Origin of the sequence: Virgibacillus aidingensis (assembly GCF_010994035.1) — a bacterium.
Classification (GTDB): domain Bacteria; phylum Bacillota; class Bacilli; order Bacillales; family Amphibacillaceae; genus Virgibacillus_N.
Map to the genome: position 1 here is coordinate 23,395 of NZ_WIXN01000029.1, position 15,136 is coordinate 38,530.

At 39.7% G+C, this 15,136-nt stretch carries 14 protein-coding genes; 3 read left to right on the forward strand and 11 right to left on the reverse strand.

The genetic code is table 11. The annotated features are described in order from the left end of the window. Positions 1-21: 21 nt before the first annotated feature. Entirely contained in the window at positions 22-963 is a 942-nt protein-coding gene (locus GHD25_RS18260) for a fumarylacetoacetate hydrolase family protein (RefSeq protein WP_346426802.1), read from the reverse strand. A gap of 141 nt (positions 964-1,104) precedes the next feature. On the opposite strand from GHD25_RS18260, the gene GHD25_RS18265 reads away from it, so the two are divergent. Next, positions 1,105-1,437, forward strand: a complete 333-nt coding sequence (locus GHD25_RS18265; protein ID WP_164219573.1) for a general stress protein — start codon at positions 1,105-1,107, stop codon at positions 1,435-1,437. Positions 1,438-1,585: 148 nt separating this feature from the next. Here GHD25_RS18265 and nikC read toward each other — a convergent pair whose 3' ends face one another. From nikC to aroD, 6 genes are all read right to left on the reverse strand, one after another. Continuing rightward, a complete protein-coding gene (gene nikC, locus GHD25_RS18270) occupies positions 1,586-2,521 on the reverse strand; it encodes a nickel transporter permease (RefSeq protein ID WP_164219575.1) in 936 nt (311 codons plus the stop codon). Between the two features lie 14 nt (positions 2,522-2,535). Next, positions 2,536-3,537 (reverse strand): ABC transporter permease, encoded by a 1,002-nt coding sequence (locus GHD25_RS18275; protein ID WP_164219577.1) that lies wholly within the window; start codon positions 3,535-3,537, stop codon positions 2,536-2,538. A 263-nt stretch (positions 3,538-3,800) separates the two neighbouring features. Further along, positions 3,801-5,510, reverse strand: a complete 1,710-nt coding sequence (locus GHD25_RS18280; RefSeq protein ID WP_164219579.1) for an ABC transporter substrate-binding protein — start codon at positions 5,508-5,510, stop codon at positions 3,801-3,803. A gap of 50 nt (positions 5,511-5,560) precedes the next feature. After that, a complete protein-coding gene (locus tag GHD25_RS18285) occupies positions 5,561-6,529 on the reverse strand; it encodes an ABC transporter ATP-binding protein (protein ID WP_164219581.1) in 969 nt (322 codons plus the stop codon). Continuing rightward, positions 6,504-7,520 (reverse strand): ABC transporter ATP-binding protein, encoded by a 1,017-nt coding sequence (locus GHD25_RS18290; protein WP_164219583.1) that lies wholly within the window; start codon positions 7,518-7,520, stop codon positions 6,504-6,506. Before GHD25_RS18290 ends, GHD25_RS18285 begins: the two co-directional genes overlap by 26 nt. 340 nt (positions 7,521-7,860) lie before the next feature. Continuing rightward, positions 7,861-8,523: a type I 3-dehydroquinate dehydratase gene (gene aroD / locus GHD25_RS18295; protein ID WP_164219584.1), complete on the reverse strand. Its 663-nt coding sequence runs from the start codon at positions 8,521-8,523 to the stop codon at positions 7,861-7,863. Positions 8,524-8,604: 81 nt separating this feature from the next. Between aroD and GHD25_RS18300 the strand changes: the two genes are divergently transcribed. After that, positions 8,605-9,144 (forward strand): shikimate kinase, encoded by a 540-nt coding sequence (locus GHD25_RS18300; RefSeq protein ID WP_164219586.1) that lies wholly within the window; start codon positions 8,605-8,607, stop codon positions 9,142-9,144. Positions 9,145-9,202: 58 nt separating this feature from the next. On the opposite strand, the gene GHD25_RS18305 is transcribed toward GHD25_RS18300, so the two are convergent. Then, positions 9,203-9,382, reverse strand: a complete 180-nt coding sequence (locus tag GHD25_RS18305) for a hypothetical protein (RefSeq protein ID WP_164219588.1) — start codon at positions 9,380-9,382, stop codon at positions 9,203-9,205. Between the two features lie 519 nt (positions 9,383-9,901). Here GHD25_RS18305 and GHD25_RS18310 point away from each other — a divergent pair. Next, positions 9,902-10,453 (forward strand): shikimate kinase, encoded by a 552-nt coding sequence (locus tag GHD25_RS18310; protein WP_276207854.1) that lies wholly within the window; start codon positions 9,902-9,904, stop codon positions 10,451-10,453. 1,071 nt (positions 10,454-11,524) lie between these two features. Here GHD25_RS18310 and GHD25_RS18315 read toward each other — a convergent pair. From GHD25_RS18315 to GHD25_RS18325, 3 genes are all read right to left on the reverse strand, one after another. Beyond that, positions 11,525-12,484: a hydroxymethylglutaryl-CoA lyase gene (locus tag GHD25_RS18315; protein WP_164219590.1), complete on the reverse strand. Its 960-nt coding sequence runs from the start codon at positions 12,482-12,484 to the stop codon at positions 11,525-11,527. A 4-nt stretch (positions 12,485-12,488) separates the two neighbouring features. Next, positions 12,489-13,697, reverse strand: a complete 1,209-nt coding sequence (locus tag GHD25_RS18320; RefSeq protein WP_164219592.1) for a CaiB/BaiF CoA transferase family protein — start codon at positions 13,695-13,697, stop codon at positions 12,489-12,491. A 94-nt stretch (positions 13,698-13,791) separates the two neighbouring features. Continuing rightward, on the reverse strand, positions 13,792-14,541 hold the full coding sequence (locus GHD25_RS18325; RefSeq protein ID WP_164219594.1) for an IclR family transcriptional regulator: 750 nt from the start codon (positions 14,539-14,541) through the stop codon (positions 13,792-13,794). Positions 14,542-15,136 lie beyond the last annotated feature (595 nt).

Here is a 15,136-nt window from a genome sequence, read left to right on the forward strand (position 1 = left end):
ACTGATGAGCTTCTCCGTGATCTATTTCTCTATTACCTTATTTTCCATTATTCCTATTTTTTCAATCTCCAACGTTACAGTATCGCCATCCTTCAGAAATTGCGGAGGGCTCATCCCCGCGCCAACGCCATCCGGTGTCCCCGATAAAATAATATCCCCCGGATTTAGTGTAATCAATTTGGAAATGAAAGAAATCAAGTACGGAATATTAAAAATCAGTTTGCTTGTATTGGATGATTGCCGTTCCTCTCCATTTACGAGGGAGCGTATGGATAAATTGGAGGGATCCCCAATTTCATCAGGTGTTACAATCCATGGTCCGATCGGCGTACTGTTATCCAATGTTTTCCCCTGCAGGAATTGGGAGGTTCTCTTTTGCAGATCCCGTGCGGAAGTGTCATTGGCCAAAGTGTAACCGGCAACATGGTTTAATGCTTTCGCCTCGCTTACATTAGAAGCTTCCTTTCCAATAACTACCGCCAACTCCACCTCATAGTCCAGCTTTTCCGTTACATTTGGCTTTTCAATATTGTCTTCCGGCCCGATAATGGAATTAGTGAATTTCGCAAAAAGCATCGGATAATCCGGCACCTCTCCTCCCATCTCCATTGCATGATCCAAATAGTTTTTACCAATACAAATTATTTTCGATGGTGATGGGTTTGGTGCAGACAATGTGACCGTCTCACGGTTAAAGCTTATATTATCCAGTTCCTCATTTTCAATGGCATCCATTGCTTTCCTGGCCTTGGTAACAGCATCAAATCCAATGGATAAAAAGGTAGCAGGGTCAGACGGCAATACATATTGAACATGGTCCGCCAAATCCTGCTTCCTTTCCATTTCAAGATATTTGCGATACGCTTCCTGTATATCGATCACATTCTCATTGACCACAATGCCAATTCTTAATGGACCAGGCTTCCCTTTTAATTTATAGCTTACCAGTTTCAAATCCAGCACCTCTTTTACAATATTTTATGTATCTGTTTAAAATTTTAGCAAATTCTGCTGAATAAAGACACTTCTTAACATTAATTGTTTATGCCCCGAAGCAAAAGGGTAAATTTTTTAAAGGCCATTCACGCAAGGAGGAATAATAAGATGGGCAAAGAAATTGTAGGTGTCTATGATTCATTGGATGATACCATTCAAAAAATAGAGAATTTGGAAACAAAAGGCCATCATCAGGATGTGGCGGTTATTACCAATAACCGGAAAAGAGATGAACTTGATGAAGAATTAAATGTTAAAGTAAGATCAGGCATACCTGAAAAAGACACAGACTCATTCAAGGAGAAGATTGTTGACTTTTTCACCGATGCCACAGTAGATCCTTATATTCATCTGGTTGAATTTGGCATACCGGAGGATCAGGCAAAATTGCACCAGGGGGATTTAAAATCCGGAAAAATAATTGTCACCATAGAGAAATGATTTTTCATCCCCGTCAGCCTCATACAGACTTGCTGAACATTTTGCTTTCTTAAGTGGTAAAAAGCATCAACCGCTTCCTGTATGAAGTTCAGTTGATGCTTTTATTTATTTTATATACTGTGTTATGAACTGTTACGTTGTGTTAAAATCAGTTTTTCATTTTCGGATCAAGCGCATCCCTCAGACCATCACCGATTAAATTAAAACCAAGCACAACCAGCATAATGGAAAGACCTGGCATAATCAGCGTCCATGGCGCCAGCTGGATAAATTCACGTGAACTCGCAAGCATTTGCCCCCATTCAGGTGTTGGCGGCTGCGCACCCAGCCCAAGGAAACCTAATGCCGCAGCTTCAAGTATTGCAGTACCAAATCCAAGTGTGGATTGTACAATAATTGGCGCAATACTATTCGGCAAAATATGATGGAGAATAATTCTGCCATTTTTCATTCCCTGCGCCCTTGCAGCCATAATATACTCTTCTTCCCGCAAGCTGATAACCTTAGACCGGACAAGCCTTCCGAATATAGGTATATTAATGATGGCAATCGCAATGAGTGCATTTTGCAATGAGGCACCAAGAATGGCAACAATGGCAATCGCCAATAAAATACTTGGAAAAGCAAGTAATATATCAAATATCCTGGAGATGATCATATCCACCCATCGTCCAAAATATCCGGCTATAATACCAAGCAGGGTTCCAAAAACCAATGCTCCGGTTACAGCAAAAAATCCAACCTGAAGTGAAACTCTCGCCCCGTATGCGACTCTTGTGAATATATCCCTGCCCAAGTCATCTGTTCCCATCCAATGCTCACTGGATGGAGGCTGCAGGCGGTTCACCAAATCTTGTTCTTCATACGTATAGGACGTCAGAAGTGGTGCAACTATACCAAGAATGATGAAAAAAAGTATAATGATAAGCCCTACCAAGGCAAACCGGTTTTTTCTCAGCTGTTTTAATGAATCCTTCCATGGTGAAATCGCTTCTATTTCTTCCGTGTCAATCTGAGAATCTGCCTTTGCGGGGTTAGCAATTTGCTGCTCTGCTTCTACTGGTTTTTTTTCATCTAATTTCATCACTGCTCCCCCCCTTAATAGTTAATCCTTGGATCAATGATTTTATATAAAACGTCAACAACCAGATTAATCAAAACGAAAATGAATGCAATAACTAAAATACCGGATTGTATAACCGGATAATCCCGGTAGTTTATTGCCTCAAAAACATATCTTCCGATGCCTGGCCAACTGAAAATGGTCTCTGTTAAAATTGCTCCGCCCAAAAGTACCCCTGTCTGCAGTCCAATAACTGTTAAAACAGGAATAGTGGCATTTTTTAATGCATGCTTATAAATGACCAGAAATTGGCCGGAACCCTTGGCACGTACAGTGCGGATGTAATCGGATTTCATAACTTCCAGCATACTGGACCGTGTCATTCTTGCAATAATGGCCATTGGAATGGTTCCCAGTGCAATACTTGGAAGTACAAGATGTTTTAAAACAGTCACCGTTCTGGCAAAATCTAAATGAATTAATGAATCCAGAACATAAAAATAAGTAATCGGCGCTATTGGATCTCTGCTGTCTTCCCGCCCATACGCCGGAAACCAGCCAAGCTCCTGGGCAAATATCCACTGTTCCATCAACGCAAGCCAGAAGACCGGCATGGATACACCGATTAAAGCAAATAGCATGGCCAAAAAATCAAACCATGAATTTTGCTTCCAAGCACTGATAATACCTGCATTCACCCCAATGAATATGGCAAATATCATTGCAAAAAAGGTTAATTCAAAGGTAGCAGCTATGTAGGGCCAGATTTCCGTTGAAATGTCCGCTTTGGACCTTAGTGAAGTCCCTAAATCCCCCTGCAGGAGGTCTTTTACATATAATCCATATTGAACGACATAAGGCTCATTTAATCCCATGCTTTCTTCCAGATCTTCAATTGCCGTTTGGGTAGCGGTCTCCCCCAATATTACCTGAGCCGGGTTTCCGGGTATTAAATGTACAATGGAAAAGGTGATTAATGTCATTCCGACCAACACGGGAATGAGCATTAATAAACGCCGAATAATATAGGAAAACATCATTTCACCCCAGTTCTATGTGTTATGTATATACAGTAAATACAATTTTTTATTTCATTAATAAGAATAAATGAAAGGCAATATCTGTTTCAATATTCATTTAATTCAGCAGCAGAATCTGCAGTGAAGGAAAGGAGACTCCACCTTGAAGTTCTGTCTCCCTCGCTCCCTAATAACCAGAGATACAAATGATTGGATACCAGCTGATTTTAGCGAGGGGACAAATCCTTATGCCGGGAGAGTCTCCTTCATTTCTCTAATTCTTATTCATTTGCAAGTTCTACTTCAGCTAAAGATTCACTTGTAGATGGATGCGGCACATAGTTTTGTACAGCACTTGTAGTTGCCAGTACAGGTCTGGAGTGTACCAATGGTACCATTGGCGCATCATCCGCTATGAGTTCCTGTGCCTGCTGATAGAAGGAAGCCCGCTCATCCTGATCCACGGATAATTTGGCCTGGTTCAGCAATTCATCCACTTCGTCATTTGCATAAAACTCACGGTTGCTGCTTCCTACATTATCCCCATGCAGCAGACTGCTAAGGAAGTAATCGGGATCACCATTTGTACCTGACCATCCAAGCATATACATTTGATGTTCCCCATTCATTGTTTTCTCAAGATACGGAGCCCATTCTTCCCTGACAATATTGGCAGTAATTCCAATCTCAGCCAGGTTATTTTGGATAATCTGTGCAACAGTTTCCGGGTCCGGCATATATGGTCTTGCTACAGGCATCGTCCATAAATCAATTTCCAGTCCATCTTCATAACCTGCTTCTGCCAGTAATTCTTTTGCTTTTTCAGGATCGTACTCAAAGCTTTCGACTTCGTCATTGTATCCCATATAACTAGGCGGCAATGGAACATTGGCAGGTGTTGCATAGCCTGCATATAATGCATCCGCAATTGCTTGTTTATCAATGGCATGGCTTACAGCATATCTTAATTCTTTATTATCAAAAGGTTCTTTCTGCACATTAAAACCTACATAACCGATATTATTCTCTGCACGCTCATGCAATTCCAAACCTTCTTCTGATTCCACACCGGCCGCATCATCAGGATTTAATCCATCCATGATGTCAATCTCTCCGGAACGAAGGGCGATCAGGCGGGCGGCATTATCCGGAATTACTTCAAATACAACCCGGTCCAGTTTAGGCAGCCCATCTATGCGGTAGTCTTCAAATTTTTCCAGCACAATGGAGTCATCTTTACTCCAGCTGACAAATTTAAATGGTCCGGTTCCCACCGGATTTTCGTTAATTGCCGGTCCATGCTCCTCCAATGCCGCAGGAGAAGTAATAGGAAAATACGTCATCGCCATATTTTGCAGGAAGAAACCTAATGGCTGACTTAGTTTAAATTCTACTGTATAATCATCCACCACATTTATTTCTTCAACAACATGGTTGTCGTCTCCCTTAAAGCCTCCAAACATGGTACCGTACATGGAGTACACATATCCATCGTCTGTAAAGGCAAATTCATGCTCAGGATCAGCCCAGCGCTCAAAGTTAATTTTTACAGCTTCAGCATTGAAATCAGTTCCATCATGGAATGTGACTCCTTCTTCCAGATAGAAAGTATAGCTTAATCCATCATCTGCTACTTCCCAGTCGTGTGCGAGTGAAGGAAGAATTTCAAAGGAATCTTTGTCAAACTCCAGCAGACTTTCATACACTTGCCTTGTGATGCGGGAAGATTCCCCGTCCGTCGTGCTTGCCGGATCAAGACTCTCTGAATCACCGCCGCGGGCAAAAATTAATACTTGTTCTCCATCAGCAGCCTCTGCTGATGCGTCTTCTGCATCTCCTGCATCATCATCTGCTCCTGTATCTTCCTCGGTACCAGGATCTTCACCATCTTCTGGTGCATCCCCATTTTGTCCCCCATCACCTGTACATGCTGCTAACACCAATACGAAAGCAAGCATCAAGGCAACTAGAAGCGAATATTTCAGCTTCATTCTTTTTCCCCCTCTTTTTAATATATAAGATGAATATTTCATCGCAGTACCTAGTCATATAAATGGCATGCAACAAAATGATTATCTTCCACTGGTTTAAATTCAGGTCTTACCTGCCTGCAAATATCCATTGCATGTGGACACCTTGTATGAAATGCACAGCCAGATGGCGGATTGGCAGGGCTCGGAACATCCCCTTTTAATATAATTCTCTCCTTTTGCAAATCCGGATCCGGAAGCGGCACGGCTGAAAGCAATGCCTGTGTGTAAGGATGTTTCGGATCTCCATAGAGCCTGTCTCTGTCTGTCAGCTCTACCATCCGTCCTAAATACATAACTCCAATACGGTCACTGATATGTTTAACAACACTAAGGTCATGCGCGATAAAAATATATGTCAGGTTAAATTGATTACGGAGCTCTTCCATCAAATTAAGAATTTGTGACTGAATGGAAACATCCAACGCTGAAACAGGTTCATCACAGATAATCAATTTCGGATTATTTGCAAGCGCTCTGGCAATGCCTATCCGCTGCCTTTGCCCTCCGCTGAATTGGTGCGGATACCTTGTGGCATGATATGCACTCAGGCCAACAACTTCCAATAATTCCCGAACCCTTTCTTTACGCTGTTCGGCAGACTTCATGCCATGCACCAAAAGCGGCTCCCCGACTATTTTTTCCACCGTATGCCTGGGATTTAGGGAAGCATAAGGATCCTGAAAAATTATTTGCATATCCTTTCTCAGCTGTCGCATCTGTTCACCGTTGACGTGTGTAATGTCTTTATCCTCAAAAAGCACTTCACCCTCTGTCGGTTCAATCAACCGCAGAATGGATTTACCAGTGGTGGATTTACCACAGCCTGACTCTCCGACAATCCCGAGAATCTCTCCCTCCATTACAGTGAAAGATACATCATCTACTGCTTTCACTTCTCCAACTTTTCGCCCCAGCGGGCCGCCCTTTATATCAAAATACTTTTTCAATCCATTAACTTCTAATATCGGCTTCTGCATGCATTTCAACCTTCCCTTCTTTATCGTCATGCAGGAAACATCTGCTTTGACGACCATTTTCCAAAGGATAAAGGGCAGGGTTTTCATTAAAGCAGCGATCAAAGGCAAATTCGCATCTCGGAGCGAAATTGCAGCCGACTCTACCCATTTTCGGTTTAGGCACAACGCCCGGGATTGAATAGAGCTTTTGCTCCCTTTCATGAATTTTAGGCAATGACTTAATCAAACCTTGTGAATAAGGATGCTGCGGTTCCTTTAAGATTTCCCTCGTTGTTCCCTCTTCCACTACTTGTCCCGCATACATAACGACTACTCTGTCACAGATTTCAGCGACAACCCCCAAATCGTGGGTAATCAGTAAAATGGCTGTGTTTTCTTTTTCATTTAAGTCGCGCATTAAATCAAGTATTTGTGCTTGAATCGTTACATCAAGTGCCGTTGTAGGCTCATCGGCAATTAATAGCTCTGGGTCACAGGACATAGCCATGGCAATCATGACCCGCTGTCTCATCCCCCCGGATAACTGATGCGGATACTCATCCACGATTTCCTCCGCTCTTGGAATTCCTACCAGGTTTAGCATATTGACAGCTTTTTTCCGGGCTTCTTTTTTTGTCATTTTCTGATGAAGTCTGATCGCTTCAATAAGTTGATTTCCGATCGTAAACAACGGATTTAACGACGTCATTGGTTCCTGGAAAATCATGGATATTTCATTTCCGCGCAGTTTTTTCATCCGTTTTTCGGAAGCCTTTGCAAGATTTTCCCCTTTGAAATTAATTTCACCGTTGACGATTTCCCCGGGCGGCTTTGGAATAAGCTGCATTACCGAAAGTGAGGTAACACTCTTCCCGCTCCCGGATTCTCCAACAACCCCTACAACTTCCCCTTCATGCACTTTAATGCTTACACCGTCTACAGCAGGGATTTCTCCACTGTCAGTAAAAAAATGTGTATGTAAATCTTTTAGTTCCAAAACCAATTCTGACATGATTGGTTCCCCCTGTTCTCTCTCTTTATGAAAATTCTTCAAAATAGTCTTTTCAGGACTAAAATTTGAACACATGTTATAAATGATATTTTTTAGAATATTTAATTACCATTTATTATACGGAAATTTAACTAGATTGCAAGCAAATTTTTTCTGTCAGGAAAAAAAATTTTAAATCTTTTTAACTGTAAAATCACTGGAAAATCAAGTCATGCCCTTACGGCTGTAGGGCTGCCTCCATATAAGCCTGGAGGCAAGGCACTAAAATAAATAATTTCAGTTATCAGGATGTTTATACATGGATTGTCAGTAATATATTGCATGAATCCCTGCCATTATTTCAGCTGTTTTGATGGATAACTTTCAACACCGCCCGTAAGTCGGCAACATGGATTTGACCCGGCGCAGAAGCCTTTCTCCCAGCACCAAATGTTGCATCCGAACCAAACACTTCACCGGCAAGCCGGCTGATTAGACCGTATTTGCCCATTGCCATCGTTATAATCGGGTGAGCCGGATATTTCTTTTTCATGAGATTTGTTGCCTGCAGCAAAATGAATACATCTTCTATCCCATTTGGCATAACAGCTATTTTCGGCAGGTCTGCACCTGCATCTATCATTTCTGCCAATATTGAAACAATGGATCCTTCATTTGGGGTAGATTTAAAATCATGACTGGACATAACGACAAAAATACCGTGTTTTTTTGCATAGTTCACTAGTATATTTCTGTTTTCCTTTGTTAATGTATATTCAATGTCAACAAGATCTATGTTATTGCTTTCTATGACAGCCTGCAGAAGATCAGTATATGCATTTTCTTTTATCTCTGTATCCCCGCCCTCCTTAATCGTGCGGAAAGTAAATAGCAGCGGAATACGCCCTAATTGCTCATCCAATTGACTTAGCATCATTTTTACCTTCTCTATATTTTTCACTTCGTTATACTTATCAGCTCGCCATTCCACCATATCCGGTACAAGTTCTTTTACGGCATTCACTTCATTTACCTTATTCTTTTTTACAAAAAAATAATTTTGCTTTATACTGATCCTAATCCATATTTGGAAAGAGGCTTATAAATGAGTAAAGAAAAAAGCATTGTGCTCATTGGGTTTATGGGTGTTGGTAAATCAACAATTGGAAGAGAACTGGCAAAAAAGTACAAAAGAAAATTTATAGATATTGATCTTGAAATTGAAAAGATTTATGGAATGAAAACAACGGAGATATTTAATAAATACGGGGAAAATGCATTCCGGGAAAAAGAAAAGGAACTGTCCGGATATTATGCCCGACAACCAGGGTTTATTGTTTCCCTTGGCGGTGAAGCTTTTATGAATGAAGAAATCCGCAGTATTTGTGTATCATGCAGTCTAATTATTTATCTGGATTTGAGCTGGGAATATTGGAAATACCGGATCAGTATATTGGTGGACAGCCGGCCTATACTTCAGAAAAAAAGTATGAAGGAAATAAAAGCACTTTTTCACTTAAGGAAAAAAATATATCATAAACATCATATCAAAATAAATATGGATGATCTGAATATTGAAGATGCGGTAACCGCGGTCATTGAGGCATTAGAGAGGTTTAATGCGAAAAATCGGGTAGATAAATAACCATTATTTTATTTTAACCTCTCATTCCTCCGGCAAATGTCACGATGAATTTCTGTATTTAGGCGATGATGTCAGCATCTCCTTGTTTTTCATAATTTAGGTTGTTCAGCCATTCGATTCCGTCGGAAACTACTATGGCATCTGCTGACTCCTCACGATAAATCTTTTCCAACCGAGTATCGCCGTTCGTGAGACTCCCGGTAAGAGCTATAACCTTCCTCTTATATAACTGCTGCATTTACTGTGTGGGAACTCATGCAGTATCGGATTTTGTTTCAAATCGCAAACTCGTCCATCCCAGTTCAGTCTTGTATGCAGTTTCAGTTCGTCAGTTCAGAAGTAAGCATCTAGCTTCCTTTAGGTTCCGAACCGCTTCTGATACCTTTGCTTTTAGCTAACTGTTACTACTGCCAAGCCTGTAGCGGACTTTCACCACTAAGTTAAAGCACATGCCGGGTTTTCCCAGAGGGATTCGAACCTCCCCCGACAAATCTGGTACCGGAAACCAGTACTCTATCCAATTGAGCTATGTACGCATAAAGTGATTTAATCTAATTTCCAATCAAAAGCACTAATAGTAGCATAACATACTACAAGATGGGAGATGCCTTTTCCCGAAAATTCTATAACCTGCATAAAATAAAAATTAGAAACAAATTAAATGTTAATTATAGGATCTATTAAATTTCTGCTCGTGCATAAATTATTGATATAGTTTATAATTGTTTTAGTTAATTTTACATTGGAGGAAAGTATATTGAATGGCGTTTCACTTAGAGAACAGAGCATTGTAATAATAGGTTTTATGGGTGTTGGCAAAACAACGATTGGGAAAGCTGTAGCAAAAAGATTATACCGAGATTTTATTGATATAGATGAAGAAATCGAAAAAAAATATAATATGTCAACTTCAGATATTTTTAAAAAATATGGAGAAAAAACATTTCGCGAAAAGGAAAAAGAAGTAATATTGAACTTTTGCAATAAAAAATTAAAAATTATTTCCCTTGGTGGAGGCGCATTTTTACAGGATGAAATTAAAGATACATGCTTATCCAAATGTATTGTTTTATCCTTGGATTTATCATGGGAATCTTGGGAAGAACGTATAAATTTGATTGTAGATAGCCGACCAGTACTACAAGGAAAAAACAGTGAAGAAATAAAAGAACTTTTTTATAAAAGACAGCCGTTATATGAGGATCACCATTCAAAGATAAAAACAGATAATCTTGATATTGAAGAAGTAGCAGATTATATAACAGATGCTTTAAAAACTGCATGGGATATATATGAGCCAAATACTTAATAAGTAAAGGTTAAATTTTTATTCCATTTGTGAACATATTATAGGAATAAACGATATCGTCTGTCTGACGTATTTATCCCAATCGTTTGAATCTTATTGGAAATTGAGTAATTTCATGAAGAATACCACTTTCTATTTTTATAATGTAATTTCTAACAGAACTACTACTTGGTATAGATGATAGGTTTATTTTGTGTCTGAAAACCAAATAACAGGATAAAGCCTGCTGCAAATCAATTCAACTCGGTTACTCAGTTCATTTTCATCGCTGTTAGATAACACCATAACCTTGAACTTATTGGGCTTCATACTTTACCGCTCCATTCACAAACCAAAAATACGAATTACCCTATAACCAACCACCCCCAAAAGGTCCTGCAAAACCTGGTGAAATGCAAAGTGTGGTATTTACCGATCCGGTGTTTTTACCACGCTTTTTTATATTATCATTAATTTTTAGTATTAAAAAGATTGCTTTTTATAAAATTTTAGTAAGCACACAATAATTATCGGGGAGATCCTTACGTTTAAACATTATAAAATAAATCAAGTATGTCACGTTTATACGTATGAAACATGACCATTTTATTTGCCCAAACGGTCAAAACGTAACTTTCCGCAATCAGTCTCATCGAACATACTGTTACGGTTTTACACGAACCTTCAAAATTTACTAGTTCGAAACTGCACAGGGTGCCAACTGTGTTCCCATTGCACCAAAGCAATGAAGGGGAATATTCGGAAGGTTTACTATATTCCCTAGTGGGAACTAAAAAGCTACACAAGAGAATGAACGACAAAGGTAAAATTGATGCGGAGACAGTCTTCGGGTTTCTGAAGGCTAGTTTGCGTTTCTCCCGTTTACCTCAGTAAGGGACAGGAGATATTGGAAATTGAGTTGGTATTTACATTCATGGCCGTGAGCATGAGAAGGTACACCGCACAAAAACCTAGTTCTACCTTAGATGATATCAACCATTTAAATCAAAAAGGTTCCAACCATCAAAAACTGGTGATTGGAACCTTTTTTAAGTCTGTTTTTTGGCTGGTTATGTCCCAGCCCCCTCAATATCAATCTACTTTCTTTTGTCCTTCAGTTTTTTCTTCATGTAAGCTCGATGATGGACCAGCTGTAAGCATATAGCTGTCCTTGTCAACACTAATGATATTCCTCACATACTCTGCCGCATGAATCAACTCATCCAGATTTGTGCTAGTCGAAACACCCATTTCTTCCAGCATATGCACTAGATCCTCTGTTGCTACATTCCCAGTCGCTCCCGGTGCGTAAGGACAACCACCTAGCCCGGCAATAGAACTGTCGTAATGCGTTACTCCCTGCTGAAGTGCCGCCAACGTGTTCGCAAGTGCCATACCGCGTGTGTTGTGAAAGTGCATGGAATAGGTGATATGAGGGAATTCCTTTAGGAGCACCTCGAGCGTATCATATACTTGCTTCGGATGTGCCATGCCCGTAGTGTCGGCGAGGGAAATCTCTCTCACTCCCGATTCATTATAGCGTCGTACAATCTCAACCAAGCGCTTCACAGGTACTGCCCCTTCAAACGGACAGCCAAATGCCACCGAAACCGACCCCATCACTGCTATATTTTCCTTTGAGGCATAATCAAAAATCGGCGCCTGTTTATCTTGCGCATCCTTAACAGTTGCATTTGCGTTTGATAAACTGTGCGAATCAGTCGCAGATAGCATTGTTTTCACTTTTTTCACCCCAGCGAGGACCGCACGCTCGGCTCCCTTCAAATTTGGAACGAGTGCACGTAAGTCGATTCCGTTCATCTCATCAATGACCGTACCCACGACCTCTTCCGCATCTTTTAATTGCGGTATTGCTTTTGGATGTACGAAGGATGTTACTTCTATCGACTTTACTCCGGTTTTAGCTAACTTCCTTATAATCTTAACTTTTTCTTCTGTCGGTATCCAATCTGCCTCCATCTGGAAACCATCACGTGGAGCAACTTCACAGATGATAGCTTTGGAAGGTAAAGATAGTTTCTGTATACTCATTTTATTAAATAACCCCTTCTTTTTTTAGTTTATAAATCTCCTCTTCTGAAAACCCTAACTCTTTCCCTAAAATTTCCTCATTATGTTCACCAAGTTCTGGTGCACGATGGCGAATAGCCCCTGGTGTTTTTGAGAATTTTGGTACGATACCAGGAACCTTTACTTTGCCGAGACGCGGATGTTCTACTTCTACAATATTTTCACGTGCTTTGTATTGAGGATCATTGAAAATATCTTCAATGGTATAAATTGGACTTACAGGTACTCCATAATCATCCAATTTTGCTGTAAGTTCCTTCTGTGTAAACTGTGCAATCCATGTTGAGACAATATCTTGCACTTCTGCATCATGTTTCAAACGTACTGAATTCGTGTAATAACGATCATCTTCTAACATATCTTCCCGTTCCATCGCTTTTGCAAGGCGATCAAATGTTGAATCTGTACTGCATACGAGAACAACGAACTTACCGTCTTTCGTTTCATATGTTCCTGCTGGGCTTGAGTGGCCAGCTAAACCTGGACTTCTTTCACGTACTTTTTTATTTTGATCATACTCTGCCACCAAAAATTCAAGCATTCGGAAAATCGACTCATATAAACCCAAGTCAACAACTTGCCCTTCTTCCACTTCTCCAGTATCCCGGTGGTAGAGTGCGGCAACCGCTGCAAATGCGACATACACACCTGTAATATAATCAAGCAGTGAGTAGGATGGACTTACTGGTGGACGATCTTTAAATCCCTGAATTGCAGTATGGCCACTAAATGCTGTCCCCGGAGTTCCAAAACCCGCTTTATGTTTGTAAGGACCCGTTTGGCCATATCCTGAAACACGTACCATAACAAGCTCCGGATTTTCTTTTTTCAATGTTTCATATCCAAGATCCCATTTTTCTAATGTACCAGGTCGAAAATTTTCAATTAATATATCAGATTGTGAGATTAGTTTTTTAAAGATCTTTTTCCCTTCATCTGTGCGGATATCGAGCGTAATTGATTTTTTGTTGCGTGCCAATCCCGGCCACCTTAGAGCTTCACCGTTTTTCCACGGACCGACCGTCCGCAGTGTATCCCCTTTATTCGGCAATTCTACTTTTATTACTTCTGCCCCAAAGTCAGCGAGCAACGTCGCACCAAAAGGAGCTGCAATCATTGTTGAGGTATCAATGATTTTTATCCCTGTTAATGGACCAAAATTTTTAGCTTTCATTTTATACCCTCCACATAAATTAGATCGATCTAATACTATAAATAAATATACTGGGTGGACTTCCCACAGCTAAAACTTATTCGAGTTTGGTTAGTTATGGTGAAAAGCCCATATTCTTTGAAATCTCTAAAGCACTATCAACAAGAGTCGTTTTTAAATCCTTGATTTCACGTGGATTAAAACGGTGTGCTGGGCCAGATACAGAAAGAGCTGCAATAACTTTTCGTTGAGTATTAAAAATTGGAGCAGCCGCTGCTGAAGTACCTGCTTCTCTCTCTTCTATACTCTCTGTGTACTTATTTATTGTAATTTCATTTAATTCAGTAAGTAAATTCTCTTTACTTTTTACCATTACTTGTTTTTCCATAATTTCATCAATAAATTCTTTCGGCTCATATGCGAGCAAAACTTTTCCACTCGCACCCACAGTTAAAGGAAGTGCTTGACCGATTTGAATCATATGTTTGACTGATTGTAAACTCTCGAACTGCTGAATACAGACACGATATTCACCTTCCAAAACATATAAATTTATCGTTTCTTTCAATTGATCGCGCAATCTGATCATTGTTTCCTTGGCAACTTCTTTTAGCTCTATCGAGCGCCCAGCAGTAATTCCTAAAAAATAGAGTTGCCTTCCAAGACGATATTTTCCCGACCCCACATCTTTCTCCAAAAAATGGTTTCCTTCCAATGTAGCTATTAATCTAGATGTAGTAGACTTTGCTAAACCGATCTCATTTGAAATTTCTGTGAGTGTTAATTCCGTTTTACTATTACTAAAACTTTGCAATACATCGATAGCCCGCTGTACTGAACGAATGACTTGTGAATTATTTTCCATCAACCAGTTCTCCTTCCAATAATGGAACTTGGTTCTATACAATAGAACTTTCTTTTTATATTAAAGCACTTTTACTTATATTTCAAACTTTTTTATTCCACCATTCCAGGCACATGATTCCATATTAGTATAAAACCGCCAAAATAAACACAGAAAAATTTTTTTTGATATAAATTTCGAAATAAATGATGACAGATAAATTTATCTATGTTAGAATTCTTTTAATCGGAATTCCGCATGGATGTAATCGATTCCATTCAGCGGAACTTAAATTGTACTTATTGTAACCGCTTTAGTATTAGTTATAAAGGTGGTGTGTCTAAAATTAGTTTTGTACAATAATTATTTGAATACTTAATTAAGTTTACTAGAAAGACCTGCGGTAGTATGTCAATTAAAAATTAAATAAGTATTTAGTTATCAAGGTGCAATTTGTTGAAAAAAGGCAACACTAAGCTAGACCAGTAAATATTTGGGATTTACTGGAAGATATTCAAAGGATGCAGAAGCAGTTTTTATGCTTCATCTATCGACGCTCCTTTCAGCGTGTAGATTTGGTTTTTGCGTAGTAGCGCATCAACCAAACGCACAAATT

What these genes read in the sequence shown, in the direction of transcription:
- GHD25_RS18325 (WP_164219594.1), bottom strand. Translation starts at nt 14,541, where the DNA reads ATGGAAAATAATTCACAAGTCATTCGTTCAGTACAGCGGGCTATCGAT.
- GHD25_RS18300 (WP_164219586.1), top strand. Translation starts at nt 8,605, where the DNA reads ATGAGTAAAGAAAAAAGCATTGTGCTCATTGGGTTTATGGGTGTTGGT.
- GHD25_RS18305 (WP_164219588.1), bottom strand. Translation starts at nt 9,382, where the DNA reads ATGCAGCAGTTATATAAGAGGAAGGTTATAGCTCTTACCGGGAGTCTC.
- GHD25_RS18320 (WP_164219592.1), bottom strand. Translation starts at nt 13,697, where the DNA reads ATGAAAGCTAAAAATTTTGGTCCATTAACAGGGATAAAAATCATTGAT.
- GHD25_RS18290 (WP_164219583.1), bottom strand. Translation starts at nt 7,520, where the DNA reads ATGTCAGAATTGGTTTTGGAACTAAAAGATTTACATACACATTTTTTT.
- GHD25_RS18280 (WP_164219579.1), bottom strand. Translation starts at nt 5,510, where the DNA reads ATGAAGCTGAAATATTCGCTTCTAGTTGCCTTGATGCTTGCTTTCGTA.
- GHD25_RS18285 (WP_164219581.1), bottom strand. Translation starts at nt 6,529, where the DNA reads ATGCAGAAGCCGATATTAGAAGTTAATGGATTGAAAAAGTATTTTGAT.
- GHD25_RS18275 (WP_164219577.1), bottom strand. Translation starts at nt 3,537, where the DNA reads ATGTTTTCCTATATTATTCGGCGTTTATTAATGCTCATTCCCGTGTTG.
- GHD25_RS18265 (WP_164219573.1), top strand. Translation starts at nt 1,105, where the DNA reads ATGGGCAAAGAAATTGTAGGTGTCTATGATTCATTGGATGATACCATT.
- GHD25_RS18315 (WP_164219590.1), bottom strand. Translation starts at nt 12,484, where the DNA reads ATGAGTATACAGAAACTATCTTTACCTTCCAAAGCTATCATCTGTGAA.
- nikC (WP_164219575.1), bottom strand. Translation starts at nt 2,521, where the DNA reads ATGAAATTAGATGAAAAAAAACCAGTAGAAGCAGAGCAGCAAATTGCT.